The 16,088-nt window shown below is 44.8% G+C and carries 17 protein-coding genes; 14 read left to right on the top strand and 3 right to left on the bottom strand.

Translation table 11 applies throughout. The annotated features are described in order from the left end of the window. The first annotated feature begins 70 nt into the window (after positions 1-70). From AAA943_RS01290 to AAA943_RS01260, 7 genes are all read left to right on the top strand, one after another. The gene (locus AAA943_RS01290; protein WP_338222430.1) at positions 71-442 is read left to right on the top strand and encodes a DUF983 domain-containing protein; all 372 of its coding nucleotides are present in this window, start codon (positions 71-73) and stop codon (positions 440-442) included. A gap of 69 nt (positions 443-511) precedes the next feature. Then, entirely contained in the window at positions 512-919 is a 408-nt protein-coding gene (locus tag AAA943_RS01285; RefSeq protein ID WP_338222429.1) for a DoxX family protein, read from the top strand. Beyond that, positions 912-1,274 carry a DUF2237 family protein gene (locus tag AAA943_RS01280; RefSeq protein WP_338222428.1) on the top strand — a complete coding sequence of 121 codons (363 nt, stop codon included), beginning with the start codon at positions 912-914 and terminating at the stop codon, positions 1,272-1,274. Before AAA943_RS01285 ends, AAA943_RS01280 begins: the two co-directional genes overlap by 8 nt. Positions 1,275-1,529: 255 nt before the next feature. Next, entirely contained in the window at positions 1,530-2,207 is a 678-nt protein-coding gene (locus AAA943_RS01275; protein ID WP_338222427.1) for a TetR/AcrR family transcriptional regulator, read from the top strand. Then, entirely contained in the window at positions 2,200-3,900 is a 1,701-nt protein-coding gene (locus AAA943_RS01270) for a peptidase domain-containing ABC transporter (protein WP_338222426.1), read from the top strand. Before AAA943_RS01275 ends, AAA943_RS01270 begins: the two co-directional genes overlap by 8 nt. A gap of 5 nt (positions 3,901-3,905) precedes the next feature. Next, a complete protein-coding gene (locus AAA943_RS01265) occupies positions 3,906-5,261 on the top strand; it encodes an HlyD family secretion protein (RefSeq protein WP_338222425.1) in 1,356 nt (451 codons plus the stop codon). Then, positions 5,258-6,649, top strand: coding sequence for a TolC family protein (locus tag AAA943_RS01260; protein ID WP_338222424.1), 1,392 nt, complete (start codon positions 5,258-5,260; stop codon positions 6,647-6,649). The genes AAA943_RS01265 and AAA943_RS01260 overlap by 4 nt, the downstream gene beginning before the upstream one ends. Here the strand turns inward: AAA943_RS01260 and AAA943_RS01255 are convergent. Then, positions 6,618-7,976, bottom strand: coding sequence for a tagaturonate reductase (locus AAA943_RS01255; protein ID WP_338222690.1), 1,359 nt, complete (start codon positions 7,974-7,976; stop codon positions 6,618-6,620). The two genes, AAA943_RS01260 and AAA943_RS01255, sit on opposite strands and share 32 nt — an antisense overlap. A gap of 38 nt (positions 7,977-8,014) precedes the next feature. Between AAA943_RS01255 and AAA943_RS01250 the strand changes: the two genes are divergently transcribed. Next, positions 8,015-8,296, top strand: coding sequence for a DUF1330 domain-containing protein (locus AAA943_RS01250; RefSeq protein ID WP_338222423.1), 282 nt, complete (start codon positions 8,015-8,017; stop codon positions 8,294-8,296). A 124-nt stretch (positions 8,297-8,420) separates the two neighbouring features. Then, a complete protein-coding gene (locus AAA943_RS01245; protein ID WP_338222422.1) occupies positions 8,421-9,107 on the top strand; it encodes a hypothetical protein in 687 nt (228 codons plus the stop codon). Positions 9,108-9,193: 86 nt separating this feature from the next. Here the strand turns inward: AAA943_RS01245 and AAA943_RS01240 are convergent, their stop codons facing one another. After that, on the bottom strand, positions 9,194-10,822 hold the full coding sequence (locus AAA943_RS01240; protein ID WP_338222421.1) for a UxaA family hydrolase: 1,629 nt from the start codon (positions 10,820-10,822) through the stop codon (positions 9,194-9,196). A 46-nt stretch (positions 10,823-10,868) separates the two neighbouring features. Here AAA943_RS01240 and AAA943_RS01235 point away from each other — a divergent pair, with 46 nt between their 5' ends. The 5 genes from AAA943_RS01235 to AAA943_RS01215 are packed head-to-tail and all read left to right on the top strand — an operon-like array spanning position 10,869 to position 15,280. Further along, on the top strand, positions 10,869-11,861 hold the full coding sequence (locus AAA943_RS01235; protein WP_338222420.1) for a PfkB family carbohydrate kinase: 993 nt from the start codon (positions 10,869-10,871) through the stop codon (positions 11,859-11,861). Then, positions 11,861-12,532 (top strand): beta/alpha barrel domain-containing protein, encoded by a 672-nt coding sequence (locus AAA943_RS01230; protein ID WP_338222419.1) that lies wholly within the window; start codon positions 11,861-11,863, stop codon positions 12,530-12,532. The genes AAA943_RS01235 and AAA943_RS01230 overlap by 1 nt, the downstream gene beginning before the upstream one ends. Beyond that, a complete protein-coding gene (locus AAA943_RS01225) occupies positions 12,529-13,509 on the top strand; it encodes a TRAP transporter substrate-binding protein (RefSeq protein ID WP_338222418.1) in 981 nt (326 codons plus the stop codon). The genes AAA943_RS01230 and AAA943_RS01225 overlap by 4 nt, the downstream gene beginning before the upstream one ends. Next, complete coding sequence (locus AAA943_RS01220; RefSeq protein WP_338222417.1) at positions 13,506-13,979, top strand: TRAP transporter small permease; 474 nt, start codon at positions 13,506-13,508, stop codon at positions 13,977-13,979. The genes AAA943_RS01225 and AAA943_RS01220 overlap by 4 nt, the downstream gene beginning before the upstream one ends. Positions 13,980-13,981: 2 nt before the next feature. Further along, positions 13,982-15,280: a TRAP transporter large permease gene (locus AAA943_RS01215; protein WP_338222416.1), complete on the top strand. Its 1,299-nt coding sequence runs from the start codon at positions 13,982-13,984 to the stop codon at positions 15,278-15,280. Between the two features lie 68 nt (positions 15,281-15,348). On the opposite strand, the gene AAA943_RS01210 is transcribed toward AAA943_RS01215, so the two are convergent. After that, positions 15,349-15,984 carry a peroxiredoxin gene (locus tag AAA943_RS01210; protein ID WP_338222415.1) on the bottom strand — a complete coding sequence of 212 codons (636 nt, stop codon included), beginning with the start codon at positions 15,982-15,984 and terminating at the stop codon, positions 15,349-15,351. Positions 15,985-16,088: the final 104 nt, after the last annotated feature.

Below are 16,088 nucleotides of genomic sequence, written 5' to 3'. Positions count from 1 at the left end.
AGCATAAAGGTAACCTTTGTCACCTATTTAATCCCCTTGCCGGTTTACTTTTGGGTACAATTGATTCCCTATGTCTAGATCTCTTTCCTCTGCCATCGCTCGCTGTAGCTGCCCCCGGTGCCGGGAAGGAAAGCTATTTCCGGTGTCCCCATTCAGCTACAGGAAGCTTACAGAAGTGAATATGACCTGCGAAGTTTGTGGTTCCAGGCTGATTCCGGAACCTGGATTTTATGACGGTGCCATGTATATCAGTTATGCCTTTTCGGTAGCCTTGGTGATTACATCTCTTGTGGCTATAAATCTTTTGGTGAAAAAGCCGGAATTATGGATGTATCTCAGTTCCGTAGCGGTATTGAATATGGTCTTGCTACCCGCTATGCTTAGGTATTCCAAAACGCTGTATCAATATGCGGCCGGAAAACTCAAATACAGGGGAGATTGAGCAAATGGGCTGTGAAGCTTTTGGATTCTGGGATTTTTTTGCAAGTTGGGTGTGGATAATTTCTTTCTGATGAAAAAATCAACCTCCCTTGTCTTAAAAAAAGTGGTGATCCATGCTATGGGCTATTTTTATCTTATTGCCGGAATCAATCACTTTCTGACCCCGGAGTTTTACCTGCCTTTGATCCCTCCTTTTTTTTCTCATCCGGACTTGATCAATACCCTTTCTGGAGTAGCTGAGATTCTGCTTGGATTGGGCATACTCTATTTCCCAACCCGGACCAGAGCAGCTTGGGGTGTGGTGCTTATGCTTTTGGCATTTATCCCTGCTCATGTTTATTTTATCCAAATCGGGTCCTGTATCGAGGAGGGTTTGTGTGTATCCGAGTGGATAGGTTGGGTCCGATTGATGATCATTCATCCCATTTTGATCTTTTGGGCCTATTGGATCGCAAAAAATCCCAGGATTTATGGCTAAGAATATTTTTGGAGAGGAACTGGAAATGTGTTGCAACAATCCCATGACTGGATTCTTTAGGGATGGGTTTTGTAAGACAGGTCCTCAGGATTTGGGGACACATACGGTATGTGCAGTCATCACTCAGGAGTTTTTGGAATACACCCTCTCTATGGGTAATGACCTGATCACTCCAATTCCAGAATACCTTTTTCCTGGATTGAAGCCGGGAGACCGTTGGTGTCTTTGTGCCTTAAGATGGCTGGAAGCCTACAGGGCGGGGAAAGCTCCTGCCGTGGTCTTGGAAGCTACCCATGAAAAAACACTTGAAATCATCCCGATGAATATCTTGGTAGGTTTTGCTTATCAGAGGTGAGGTTTATTCGGGGTCAGAATTGCAATGCCTCCAAGAAAGGGAAGGATTTGAGGATTGAATGCTTGCTCACTCGGTAGATAAGCTAGCCCTCAGTATGGAAATCAAAAGTGAATTGGGCTCAATGTTTTCAACTTTGACAGGGAATAGATTTCTATAATTTTTCCTTATTGTTAATATTACTAACAATTCTGAGAGAATAACAAACTTTTTGTTTGTAAGCCTCGTTTAGTCCTTGTTCGTGGAACCAAGGATGCTATGGAGTCAATTCTAAAAAAGATTCGGGTAGAAGTGAATTCCAACCTTTACCTGAAAGATCCTTTCAGTTCTGAACTGGGAGTTTCAATAATTAAAGAGGCAATAAAGCAAATCCAGCAATTGGGGATGGAAAATTTCACCTTCAAGAAACTGGCTTCTGCGATCGGAAGTACCGAAGCGGCTATTTACCGATATTTTGAAAACAAGCACATGCTTTTGCTCTATCTCAACGCCTGGTATTGGGGATGGATGGAGCATAACTTGGTCTTTGCCACGGCCAATCTGAGGGATCCTGAGGAGAGACTTGGAGTAGCCATTCGCCTGATGGTAGATGGCCCCCTTTACTGTGAAAATGATTTTTTAGACCCCAAGCAACTTCACCTTTTGGTTGTCAATGAATCCCTGAAAGGCTACCTTACCAAAACAGTGGATAATGAGCATGAATCCGGAATTTTTGCGCAGGTATATAAGTTTGGGGAAAGGATTTCGGCTATTATTCAGGAAATCAATCCTACGTATCAATTTCCCAAAACTCTCGTATCGACCGTAATGGAGTCCTCCCTTTTGCAAAACTTTAACTCCCGCCACCTACCCGGAATGACCGAAGCGAAGCCGGAAGGCGGTGAGCGTTTGAATTTCTTTAAAGAACTCGTTGTAAAAACCATTTCCAATGCATAGCACATCAGGTTTGACCCCAACCAAAAGGTTTTTCAGCCTACTCCGAGAGGAGAAAAAGCCGGTTTATGCCATCTATTTCTACGCCATTCTCAACGGAATCATTACTCTTTCGCTTCCTTTGGGAATTCAGGCTATTCTTAACTTTATTCTGGGCGGTCGGATTTCCACCTCTTGGGTGATTTTGGTGGTGATCGTAGCTCTGGGGATAGTTTTTGGTGGGTTTCTTCAGATTTCCCAGCTGCAGATCATGGAAAAACTGCAACAAAGGATCTTTTCCAAAGCCGGTCTCTCCATCGCTTATCGACTTCCTAGAGTCAAAACTGAAATTCTGCATGGGGAGTATGGTCCAGAAATCGTCAACCGGTTTTTTGATACCGTAAATCTTCAAAAAGGACTTTCCAAAATCCTGATTGATTTCTCGGCTGCTTTGCTCCAGGTGTTTTTCGGCTTGCTGCTGTTATCCGTTTACCATCCCACCTTTATTCTTTTTGGTTTGGTTTTGATCGGAATTCTGACATTGATTTTCTACATCACAGGGCCTCAGGGGATGGAGACGGCCTTGAAAGAATCGAGCTATAAATACAAAACGGCTTTTTGGCTGGAAGAAGTGGGCCGCACTATGAATGCCTTCAAGCAGGCAGGGCACACTCGACTTCCCCTTCTTAGGGCAGATAAATTGCTTCAGCGCTACGTGGAGTTTCGTTCCAAGCACTTCTCGGTTCTGATTTTCCAATATAAGGTCATGATTGCCTTCAAGGTCCTGATCGTTACCAGTTTGCTGCTTGCGGGAAGTTTGCTTTTGATCAACGAACAGATTTCCATCGGACAGTTTGTAGCGGCTGAGGTGATCATCGTTTTAGTGATCAATTCGGTGGAGAAGCTCATTCTTTCCCTTGAGACTGTATATGATACTTTGGTATCGGTAGAAAAGTTGGGGCACGTGATGGATCTGGAACTAGAGCATACCTCTCCCAATGAAAAAGTAGTGCAGCCTACCAAGGAAGGAGCTCTCAAACTGGCCTTGGATCAGGTTGTATTTCAGCCACAGGATTCATTAGAGCCTCTACTGAAGGGGGTCAGTCTTACCGTAAATCCGGGGAAAAAAGTAGTCATCACCGGGAAAAGCGGAAGTGGGAAAACGGCCGTTTTGGCTTTGATCTCAGGAATCTATGAAGAGTATGAAGGAAGGGTTCTGATCAATGATCTTTCTTTGGAATTTATCAATCTGGAAAAATACCGAGGGATGGTCGGGGACTTTCAGGAAATTCAGCAAATCTTCCATGGCACTATTTCCGAAAACATTCTTTTGGGTCGGGATTTTGACAAAAAGCACCTGGATCATTTGATCGAGCTGGTTGGGTTGGACGAATACATTTATCGGCTTCCGGATGGTCTGGAAACCATGCTCCAACCAGAAGGAAAAGGACTCTCTAAAGCTCAAGCTCAAAAAATTCTGGTGGCCAGAGGCTTGGTCGGATCTCCCAAAGCGATTTTGATCGAAGAGTCTTTTCACTACCTCAATTCTGAGATTTCACAACGCATCATTGACTATCTCCTATCCGGTACTTGGACACTGGTGGTGATCTCCGAAAACGATGAAATCATGCGAAGAGCTGATGAGGTGATTCTGATGGACGAGGGAAAAGTAGTCTTTCAGGGTCCATATGAGGGATATAAAAATCTTAAATTCTAAAGGCTATGATGAACATCACTTCCAATAAAATCAAGGATACCATCCCATTTAGCGGATCCAAAAGCCTGGTGATGACCCTTCCCCAAAAGGAGAGCCAAAAGAGAATCCGGATCTTGACCTGGGCGCTGCTGTCCGTGTTTTTGATGCTCTTTTTGCCTTGGACCCAAAATATCCGGTCCAAAGGCTATGTCACAGCACTCCGACCCGATCAAAGACCACAAACGATTCATTCCATCATCGCAGGCAGAATCGAAAAATGGTACGTGGCCGAAGGTGATTTTGTGAAAGCCGGCGATACCATTCTCAGGGTATCTGAAATCAAAGACGAATACTTTGACACCTTGCTTTTGCCCCGAACTCAGCTTCAGGTAGATGCCAAATCCCAATCTGCTCGATCCTATGGAGATAAAGTTCAAGCGCTTCAGAACCAGATTGCTGCATTGAGAAGGAATAACATTCTGAAAATTCAGCAGGCTCAAAACAAATTGAGAATAGCGGAGCTGAAAGTGGAATCAGACAGCATTGAGTTTGAGCAATCCAAGGTCAATTTTGAAATCGGCAAGTACCAAATGGAGCGGTCCGAACAACTTTTCAAGGAAGGGTTGAATTCGTTGACCACTTTGGAAGGCAGACGCCTGAAATTTCAGGAAGTCCAAGCCAAACTTATCTCTTCTGAAAATAAACTTCTGAGCAGTAAAAATGATTTGATCACGGCTCAGATTGAGTTAGGGGCAATTGACAATGATTTTCAGGACAAGCTAGCCAAAGCTGAATCCGATATGTATACGGCTATGTCCTCCCAGTTTGATGCCGAAGCCTCGGTGACAAAACTAGAGAATCAGTACTCCAATTATGCTCAGCGAACCAGTTACCGGCATATTCTGGCGCCACAAAACGGATATATCGCCAAGGCGATTCAAGTCGGTATTGGAGAAACCATCAAAGAAGGTGCAGAAATCGTACAGATTGTGCCATCAGAGGCTGATTTGGCAGTGGAGATGTACGTGCAGCCGGTGGATCTGCCGCTGATCAAAGTCGGAAACAAAGTTCGATTTATTTTCGATGGATGGCCTGCCATCGTCTTTTCAGGTTGGCCTCAGATTTCCAATGGTACCTTTGGCGGAAAGGTAGTGGCCATCGATCAGTTTGCCGGACCAAATAACTTGTACCGGGTTTTGGTGACTGAAGACCCTGAAGAGGAGGCTTGGCCCGAGTTGTTGAGAATAGGTTCAGGGGCCGATGGAATTGCCCTACTGAATGACGTACCTGTTTGGTATGAGATTTGGCGACAACTCAACGGCTTTCCGGCTGATTATTACACCCAAGAAGAGAAAGATAAGACTGCTTCTGCCAAAAAATGAAAAAATTAATCGTCAGCTGCGTTATTCAGGTTCTTTTTTCAATGTCCTCTTTTGCCCAAGATACGCTTCAATTGGGTTTTGAAGATTTCTTGGAGTGGGTGAGACTCTATCATCCCATTTCTGCGCAGGCAGAAATCAATCTTCGTATGGGGCAAATGGAAGTGAGGCAGGCTAGGGGAGGTTTTGATCCCATGGTCTACGGCAATCTGGACAAAAAAGAATACAAGGAAACCAACTACTACGACAAACGAGAAGCAGGGGTGGTCATCCCCACTTGGATGGGCGTAGAATTGATGGGAACCTTCGAGCAGAATACCGGTGCATTTCTCAATTCCGAAAGTTCTGTCCCTACTGAAGGCTTGATTGCTGCCGGCGCTGCTGTCAATCTCGGCCAGGGTCTGATTTTGGATGATCGAAGAGCCGCCTTGCGAATTGCTCAGATCTATCAGCAATCCACGGAAGTAGAGCGGGTCAGGCTTCTCAATGAGCTCCACCTTTCGGCTACCGATATGTATTGGAAATGGTCCGAAGCATACGAAAACCTCAAAGTATTTCAAGAAGGGGTAGAATTGGCTGCTTTCCGATTCAGAGGCATCAAGAGAAGTTTTGAGCAGGGAGATTTGGCGGCTATCGATACCGTAGAAGCCTACTCTCAGCTTTTGAATCGACAGTATCGCCTTCAGACCGCTGAGAATGTGTTTTTCGCAACTACCCAGGAGCTGAATACCTTCCTGTGGAATGAGGCAGGAGATCCCATGGAAGTAGCCCTGGGTACCATTCCTCAAAATCTCTTCGATGAATTTACCAAAGTGCCTGATTTTGAAGAGCTCAGGGATGTGGTTCCCAATCACCCGGAGTTGATGTTGACAGACTACGAATTGGCTAGCTTGGATGTAGAGCGAAGGCTCAAAGAGCAGCAGCTTCTACCCGTGGTCAAACTCAAATACAATTTCCTCACCGAGTCAATTTCTGAATTCAATCAGTCTCCATTTTTCGAAAACAATTACAAATGGGGAGTTTCAGTCTACACCCCGCTTTTGTGGAGAAAAACCCGGGGAGCCATCGGTTTGACCCGGGCAAAAATTGATTTCAAACAGAACTCACGGGACTTGAAAGAATTGCAGCTGAGAAACAAACTGGAAACCGAATTGAACAATTGGACTATTTTAAACAGGCAGATTATCACTTTTCAGGACAATGTGACCAGCTTGGAACTGCTATTGAGAGGGGAGTTGCGTCGCTTCGAAATCGGAGAAAGCAGCTTATTCTTGGTCAATGCTAGAGAGGTTTCTGTGTTCGATTCCCGGGTTACGCTCAATGATTTGGCAGCCAAGCTCCGTATTTCCTTTGCTAAGGCTAGATATGCTGCCGGTTTGGGTTTTGAATAAAAGCCAGGTTTACCGAAGTGATGTCAAGAAATGCCTGTTCCAGACCAGGATTCCATTTCAATCCAAAGAGGTTTTTTGTTACCCACATGATTTTTTCTTTGGATGAAAGCTCCCGGGGCACCTCAGCCAATAAAGAAGTGACTGCAGATGTTTCCCGGACTTGATTGGGGTTTTGTAGGTAGAAATGGAGAAGGTAGATTAATCCCTTGCAGATTTCCTTCGGATATATTCCTTCATTTTTTTGACTGAATGGAAGGAATAGAGGGAGTAGACGGCTTTTGAATTTGGCTGTGGAATTGAGCAGGATGTCTTCCAGACGGTGATCGACAAAAGGATTGGCAAATCTGGCAAAAATCTCTTCTTTGTAACTTTTTAGTTCATTTAGATCCATTCCCAGGTAAGGAATGATTTCCTTTTCTACCATTTCATTAAGAATGGACAGATTTTTTTTGTCAGAAATAAATTCCCGGACTGTCTGATATCCTGTCATTATTCCTTTGGCAGCGATGTAGGTGTGGCAGCCGTTGAGTATTCTGATTTTTCTCAGGGAGAATCCTTGGATATCTTCTTCCAAAACCACTTGAGAATCTGCCTTCAAAAAAGGAAGGAGAGGACTTTGCTCTTTTTTTCCTTCAATCGCCCAGAAGGAATAAGGCTCGGTTTGCACCACAAGTGCATCGTTTTCTTTTTCTTTCAGATCCAATCGATTTGGGAATCCCGGCACTATACGATCCACAAGGTTATTGAAAAAATAGACCTTCCGGTCTAGCCATGAAAAGAACTCGGGGGATTGATTCCATCTTCGGGCATGCTTGACCACAAATTCTTTCAAAAGGTCCCCGTTGTTGGGAATCAATTCACAGGGCAAAAGGACGGTTTCTGTTTCTGATAAACGTTCAAATCTCCGAATTAGCCATTGCGCAATCCGTCCCGCAAAGGATTCCGCAAATTCTTCGAGAAGTCCCTCTTCTTTCCACACCATTCCGGCTTCCGTTACATTCGAAATGATCCATTTGACCTGAGGATTGGAAGCCAAGTCCAGAAATTTCTCATTATCCTTAGGAAGGTCAAGTCCTTCCCTGACACAGGTAATTTTCTGAATTTCCTGAACTTTTTCTCCATTTTTTATCCCGGCTTCACAGACATGGTAATGGAAATTTTGGGCTTTCAATTTATCAAGTGTTTTCCCTCCAGTACTTTGTATCATGCAGATATTCAGCGGGATATTTTTTTTATTCAGCGTCTGAACCATGGGTTCAAAAAATGCCCTGAGAAAATTTCCCGTTCCGAATTGAAGGATATGGATGTCTTGGTTTGGCATTTGAATTTTTTTTTTCAGTTTCGGTCAATCAATTATTTCAAACTATGGCAGCATTTGTACTCGTGGAAGTAGATATCTATGATAATGAAGTTTACGATGAATATAAAAAATTGACACCCGGAAGTATCGAACCCTTCGGGGGTAAGTTTGTAATCAGAGGGCTTCCTGTGGAAGCTTTGGAGGGAGAGTGGAAGCATGACCGGCTGGTTTTGCTCGAATTTCCAGACAAGCAAAAAGCCTTGGATTGGTACCACTCTGAGGCCTATATCAAGGCAAGGCAAATTCGGTCAAAAGGCTCTTCGGCCAACTTTTTTATTGTAGGTTGATATTTTTGGCATTTTTATTGGTATGAAATGCAAAAAATATGTTGTTAGTAGTGAGTTTGTTTAAATCACCCAACTTCTTATTATCTTCCAACATTGTATTTCAATCACCTAACTTAATCAACACATGAAAGTAAAATTTCTAAAGCCATGGGCTTTGGTGATGGTCTTTGCCGTTGCTCTAGGGTCTTGTACGGAATCCGTAGACCAAAAAGCCGTCCTTGAAATGAACGAGGAAATAGCCGAACCTACCTATGAGGAAGCTCTTGGAGTATGGCAGGAACTCGATCTGGAAGCCGGAAATCCGTTTGGTCTCAGACTTGCCGGGAACTTCAATTATTTTGAAACTTCCAGAAATCAGCTGTTTTTCATACCCGGCGAAGGATATGTCGGAGGTCCTGCTCCTGGATTTTATCCAGGTACGGGGCGAGTAAGCGCCAGCAAAATGGGTAGAGCCAACAGTTTTTTAAACCAGTTCGCTTTCTTCGAAGGGCAGGAGTTGGTCACTGTGGGAGCACCGGTATCTTCTGTATTCGGCGCAGAGTTATTGGCTTTGGGCATTGAAAATGTACCCGATGAGGTGAGTTCTTTAACCGTCGACAAAAAGGGTAATTCCATTTGGTTTAAGAATGTAAAGAACACGGTCACGCCTATTTCCTCAACCCTGTCTTCATTTTTGGCAGAAGTAGAAATCATAGGAGGAACGGGAAGGTTTTCTAAGCTCCGAGGTACCGGGGTGGTCCGAGGAAACTTCAATCCGGTCAACGGAGAAGGGAAATCAGTCACGATGGCCCAATTGAAAAATGGCAAGTAAGGATTGAATTCCTTCAGAAATTCCGGATTAGGTCAGTGCCTCCAACGAAGAAAACGGCTTGGGGGCACTTTCATTTACAGCTGAGATCAGAGAGAAACTCCCCTTTTCCAAGGGATAAAGTCGAAATTTGACTTTTCCTCCGCTTTGGTTTTTTTCTTCCCGCTAGCTACCTCAATGATCAGGTTCAGAAGTTTTTCTCCGGCGGAATGGGGAGTATCCAGTCCTTCAATGATGGTACCTGCATTGAAATCAATGATATCCGGCATTTTTACCTCCAACTTTGAATTGCTGGAAACCTTGATTACCGGAGCGATAGGATTGCCAGTGGGGGTTCCCAGGCCTGTAGTGAACAGGATGATGTTTGCTCCGCTTCCTGCCAATCCTGTGGTGCTCTCCACGTCATTCCCCGGTGTGCACAGTAGGTTGAGTCCCGGGTTGGTTGCATATTCGGTATAGTTCAATACGTCGGAAACTGGTGCAGTTCCCCCTTTTTTGGCAGCTCCACAGGACTTGATCGCATCGGTCAGCAGTCCGTCTTTGATATTTCCCGGACTGGGATTCATGTCAAAACCGCTTCCCACTCGTTTGGCAGCTTCATTGTAGGTTTCCATCAGATGGATGAATTTTTCGGCAAGCTCAGGACTTTCGCATCGTTGGATGAGATTTTCTTCAGCTCCGCAAAGCTCTGGAAATTCGGACAGGATAGCCTTTCCTCCCAAAGCCACAATCAAATCGGAAACGGCACCTAAGGTGGGATTGGCCGAAATCCCCGAAAAACCATCCGAACCACCGCACTCCAAACCAATGGTCAGATAACTAAGAGGTACTGGTTCTCTCATTGCCTGATTGGCTATTACAAGCTGGTGGAAAGTCTCCTCAATGGCTCGGTTGAGCAGGGCTTCGGTAGTCCCTGATTGTTGCTGATCGCAGATGACCAGGGGTTTGGTGCAGCCCAAGGCTTGGAGTTTTTCCTGAAGAATTCTCACCTCTGCATTTTGGCAACCCAAACTAAGCACAGTTGCTCCTGCAACGTTGGGATGATGGATGTATCCTGCCAGCAAGGCACACAAAGTCTCCGCATCCTGTCTCGTTCCTCCACAGCCCATAGCATGGGTCAAAAATCGGATTCCATCCAGATTGGGGAAGATTTTTGATTCAAAGGTCTCTGTTTTTTGCGCAACCGATTCCGTAAATTTTTCCCCGTTCATGCCTGAAATCAGGGCTCTGATTTGTCGCTCAAAGGGGTTTATTTTCTTTAATCCCAAGGCATTTTCAAAGGCTTCCTGCATGAGTTGAACATTGGTATTTTCGCAAAAAACCATAGGCAAAACTAACCAGATATTTGCTGTACCTGCTTGATTGTCAAGTCTTTTAAATCCTAGAAAGGTTTGATCTTTCCAATGCGATACATCAGGAGGATTCCAGCTGTAGCCCCCTGTTTTGACCTCATACTTTTTGGTTTTGTGGCGGATGTTTTGCAGGGTAATAGCACCTCCTTCACGGATAGCTTGGGTCGCTTCTCCCACGGTGGTGCCATACATAAAAATTTCCTCACCCGCTACAAAAGGCCTGATGGTAAACTTGTGTTTTGCCGGGACAAATTCCTGTATTTCAATGCTTTTTCCATGGATATTTACCGTATTTCCAGGAAAAAGATCCATCAATGCCACAGCTACATTGTCAGAATTATCCAAAAGGAGGACCGTATTGTTCATTTGTATTATTGCTTAACTTGGTCAAATTAGAGAAAAAAATTCTTCCATGAAGAAAATCGTCACCCTTGGGGAAATCATGCTGAGGCTGTCTCCCCCCGGAAATCAACGCTTCTTTCAATCGACCTCTTTGGATGTGGAATTTGGGGGCTCTGAAGCCAATGTAGGAGCCGCACTAGCTTATTGGGGAATGGATGTAGCTCATGTCACGGCTTTTCCTGACCACGAGCTAGGCCGCTCAGCAGCAGGTAAGCTCAGAAACGTTGGAATTGACACCCGATTTGTCCAATTCTCTTCCGGTAGGATGGGGATTTATTTTTTGGAGCAGGGAGCCATGCAGCGAAGTAGTCAGATTATCTACGATCGGGTAGGGTCTTCTTTTTCCCTGCTTGATCCCAAAGCCCTGAATTGGGAGGAAATTCTGGATGGGGCCGATTGGTTTCATTGGTCGGGCATCACTCCGGCATTGTCTCAAAACTGTGCAGATATTACTCTTCATGCCTTGGAAGTAGCTGCCCAAAAAGGAGTAAAAGTAAGTGGAGATTTGAATTACCGAAGCAATCTCTGGCAGTTTGGGAAATCACCTGATGAAATCATGCCTCGATTAATGGAACTCACGGACGTGATGATTGCCGGTTCTCGGGATTTCAAGCAGTGCTTGGGAGAAGATTTCAAAAGCTTTGCGGAAGTCAGATCTATGACCTTCGACCGATTTGATCGTCTGGAATATATTGTGAAAACAGACAGGATTTCCCATAGCTCTTCCAGCAATACCCTTTCTGCTTCACTTTATGCCAAGAAGAAGACTTTTTCTTCCCGCGCATACGAACTCACGCATATTGTGGATCGGGTAGGGACAGGAGATGCTTTCGCAGGAGGATTGATTTACGGCCTTCTGGAAATGAAGCCCAAAGATGCAATTGAATTTGCCATGGCTGCTGGAGCGATGAAGCATAGTGTACCTGGTGATGTACTGATTTGCTCCCTGGAAGAAGTCCTGGAACTTGCAAAGGGAGAAGCCACCGGAAAAATCAAACGATAATGAGAAATCCAAGTCCATTTATTCAACGCATGCATGCCGGAGGCATGATGCCCATATTTTTTCACCCGGATGAGCAGGTATGCTTAGACTTACTCTTTGCTGCCTATGAAGGGGGAGTTCGAGTGATCGAGATGGTCAATCGGGGAAAAGAAGCGAAATCCATTTTTCCAAAAATACGAGAGGCAGCAAGCCGAATGCCGGGGTTATTCCTAGGTGTGGGTACGATCTATCATCCTTTCGAAGCGGAGGAGTTTCTGGATATGGGAGCTGAGTTTATCGTTGCCCCGGTCATGAACCCCAAATTGGGGGAGTATTGTGCTAAAGTTGATGTGCCTTGGATTCCCGGATGCGGAACCGTTTCCGAAGTTTTTTTTGCTCAACAGCTTGGTTCCCAATTGGTAAAGATCTATCCTGCCAATATTCTGACACCTGAATTCGTGCCAGCGGTTCATGCGGTTTTGCCCCAAATTGAAATCATTCCAACAGGAGGGGTGGAGCCCACCGCCGAAAGCATGAAGGCATGGTTTGATGCCGGAGTGCTTTGTGTGGGTATGGGATCTCAGCTTTTCCGAAAAGACCTGATCAAACGGGGAGCTTTTGGAGAGATTCAGGAAAGAGTAAAGCAGGCAATGAATATCATTGAGTCTATTCGAGAACAACCAACCCAATGAACCCAAAACTGACGCTAATTCTTTTGTTATTGCTGGCCTTGTCCGGATGCAAAGAAGATTCCCGGGTGAAAATCATCAAAATGGGCCATGCCCAAGTCACCGCCCACCCGGTGCATAATGCCATGGTATTTTTGGCTGAAAGACTGGAGGAGAAATCCAATGGCCGGATCAAAGTGAAAGTCTATCCCAATCAGCAATTGGGTACAGAAAGAGAGCTGATTGAGCTTCTTCAGATCGGAAGTGTGGGAATGACCAAGGTTTCGGCAGCCTCATTGGAGGCATTCTCTCCTGAAATCAGCGTTTTTGGAATCCCCTTTCTTTTCCGGGATGATGCTCATACCAATCAGGTTTTGAATGGGGAAATCGGAACCGAGCTATTGCTGAGCTGCCAGAAGTTTTGGCTTCGTGGCCTTTGCTTTTATGATGCAGGCAAAAGAAGCTTTTACACCAAAACCAAACCTGTAGAGACTCCGGCAGATCTTGCCGGATTGAAAGTGAGGGTACAAGAATCCAAAATGGCCATCAATATGGTCCGGGCTATGGGTGGATCTCCGACTCCGGTAGCTTATGGTGAGCTTTACACGGCCCTTCAGCAAGGGATCGTCGATGCGGCAGAAAACAACCCTCCAAGCTTTTACAATTCACGGCATTATGAAGTGTGCAAATTCTACTCCATTGATGAACATACCATGGTGCCAGACGTGGTGCTGGTCAGCACTAAGGTTTGGGAGGAGCTCAATCCCCAAGAACAAGAGTGGCTTCAGGAGGCAGCGGATGAGTCGGCAGTCTTTCAGGCACAACTTTGGAAAGAATCCGTGGAAGAATCCATGCGTGAGGTTCAAAAAGCAGGAGTGATAGTTTCTTACCCTTCCAAGGATGCCTTCCGTGAACAAGTACAGTCTATTTATGATCAGGTAGAAGCTGAAAATCCCGTTTTGGCTCGCCTGATCGAACGAATCCAAAATACACGCGAATGAGAGTCAAAGTCTTTTTGGATCAAATCATCCAAGGATTGATTGCAGTCCTGATGGGACTGATGGTCGTCAATGTTACCTGGCAGGTGTTTTCCAGGTACGTGCTGGGAGACCCTAGTTCTTTCACAGACGAACTTTCCCGGTATATGATGATATGGCTGGGTTTGGCAGGTGCTGCCTATGTTTCAGGCAAAAACGGGCATTTGGCGATCGATATTCTCCCAGAAAAGCTCAAAGGTAGGCAATTGCTTTATCTTCAGTTATTTATCCATACTATGGTCATTGTTTTTGGTTTTTTTGTTATGATTATTGGAGGGGGAAATTTGGTTTACATCACTCAGATTCTTCAGCAAAAATCAGCAACTCTTCAGATTCCCTTATCCTGGATATATGGAATTGTCCCTATCTCCGGAGCCTTGGTGGTGTACTATCACCTGTTTCATATTGTCCAACTAGTTAAATCCAAAGCCTAACCATGGAGTGGATCGGTATACTTATTTTGATTCTGAGCTTTATCACCCTGTTGGTATTGGGTGTTCCGGTAGCTTGGAGTTTGGGGCTTTCCAGCTTTTTCACTTTGTTGATTACCGTTTCTGCACTTCCTGCATCGACCACCATCGCCCAAAGGATGGCCACGGGATTGGATAGTTTTGCGCTTTTGGCGATTCCTTTTTTTGTCTTGGCGGGAGAAATCATGAATCGGGGAGGGATTGCCAATCGTCTGATAGATTTTGCAAAAAGCCTAACAGGCAGACTTCCAGGAGGATTGCTGTATGTGAATATTATTGCGGCTATGCTTTTTGGGGCTATTGCAGGCTCTGCAGCAGCGGCAGCTTCGGCTATTGGAAGTATTTTGGGTAAAAGAATGGATGAGGAGGGCTATCCTAAGACGCTTGGGGCCTCAGTAAACATCACCTCATCCACGACCGGCTTGATTATTCCCCCTTCGAATATTCTGATAATTTATTCCTTGGCAAGCGGAGGAGTCTCCATTGCCGCCTTGTTTGTGGCAGGGTATCTCCCCGGGCTACTATTGGGACTGACTTTGATGGTATGTGCCGCCATTTTTGTCAAAAAACACAAAATCAAAGGTGGGGAGTCGGTCAGTTTAGGCGAACTGGGTAGTTCCTTTTGGAGAGCAATACCCAGTCTGTTTTTACTTTTCGTGGTAATAGGAGGGATTGTAGCCGGAGTTTTTACAGCGACTGAGGCTTCTGCCATTGCAGTGGTATACACCTTGGTGCTTTCTTTTGCTTATAGGGAGTTAAAGCTCAAAGAGCTTCCCGGAATATTGGTGCGGAGTTCGGAGACTACCGCTGTGGTTTTGCTCCTTATCGGCACTTCCATGAGTATGTCCTGGGTAATGTCAGCTGAGGATATTCCTCAGATGATCAGTGACTTTATGCTGAATGTAAGTGATAATAAATGGGTGATTCTGATTCTGATCAATCTGATTCTTTTGGCCGTTGGGGTGTTTATGGATATCACACCAGCCGTTTTGATTTTCACTCCGATCTTTTTGCCAGTGGTTACTAAAGTAGGGATTGACCCTGTGCATTTCGGAATTATGATGGTGTTGAATCTTTGTATTGGATTGTGTACTCCTCCGGTGGGTTCTCTGCTGTTTGTAGGGGTTTCAATAGCCAAGATTTCTCTGACTCAGGTCATTCGCCCTTTGATTCCTTTCTTTTTGGCCATGATTGTGGCATTGGCCTTGATCATGATTTTCCCCGAGATTACGCTAGTCCTTCCTCGTCTTTTTGACTTGATTTAAAGACTGGAATAATAAAGAATTATTGGAATAAAGAAGGCTGTCTTTGCGTAAGACAGCCTTCTTAGGTTTTATAGGTCTGGTTGAGGAGTAATCCTTAGGTAGGGTTTGATGACCTTATGCCCTTTTGGAAATCTTGAAGGGATATCTGCTGTAGCTATCGCTGGAGCGACTACCACATCCTCGCCCTGCTTCCAATTGGCAGGTGTAGCCACAGAGTAATTGGCCGTAAGCTGCAGAGAGTCAATCACACGCAATAATTCATCAAAGTTTCTTCCCGTACTCGCAGGGTAGGTAATGATCAGCTTGATTTTTTTGTCAGGACCAATAACAAATACTGATCTCACGGTGAAATTTTCATTGGAATTCGGATGAATCATGTCATATAATGAGGAAACCTTTTTGTCATGATCAGCGATGATTGGGAAATTGACTGCTGTTCCTTGGGTTTCCTGTATATCTCCGATCCAACTTCTGTGGCTTTCCAATCCATCTACACTTAAGGCAATTACCTTCACATTTCTCCGGACAAACTCATCTCTGAGCTTGGCCACAGCGCCCAATTCTGTAGTGCAGACTGGGGTGAAGTCTGCAGGATGAGAGAATAATACTCCCCAACTGTCTCCAAGAAATTCATGAAAGCGGATTTCACCTTCTGTCGATTCGGCAGCAAAATCCGGTGCTACATCTCCAAGTCTTAAGCTCATTTTAATTATATTTAAAGTCTATAGAATTAATAGAGTAAATATAAGACTGATCAGGCAAATCTTCTACAGAATTCAAAAAAATCATTCCCCGTGGGAGCTTATAG

Origin of the sequence: Algoriphagus confluentis (genome assembly GCF_036245625.1) — a bacterium.
In the GTDB taxonomy this organism is placed as follows: Bacteria; Bacteroidota; Bacteroidia; order Cytophagales; family Cyclobacteriaceae; genus Algoriphagus; species Algoriphagus confluentis.
This window is presented reverse-complemented; position numbering and strand designations above follow the sequence as displayed.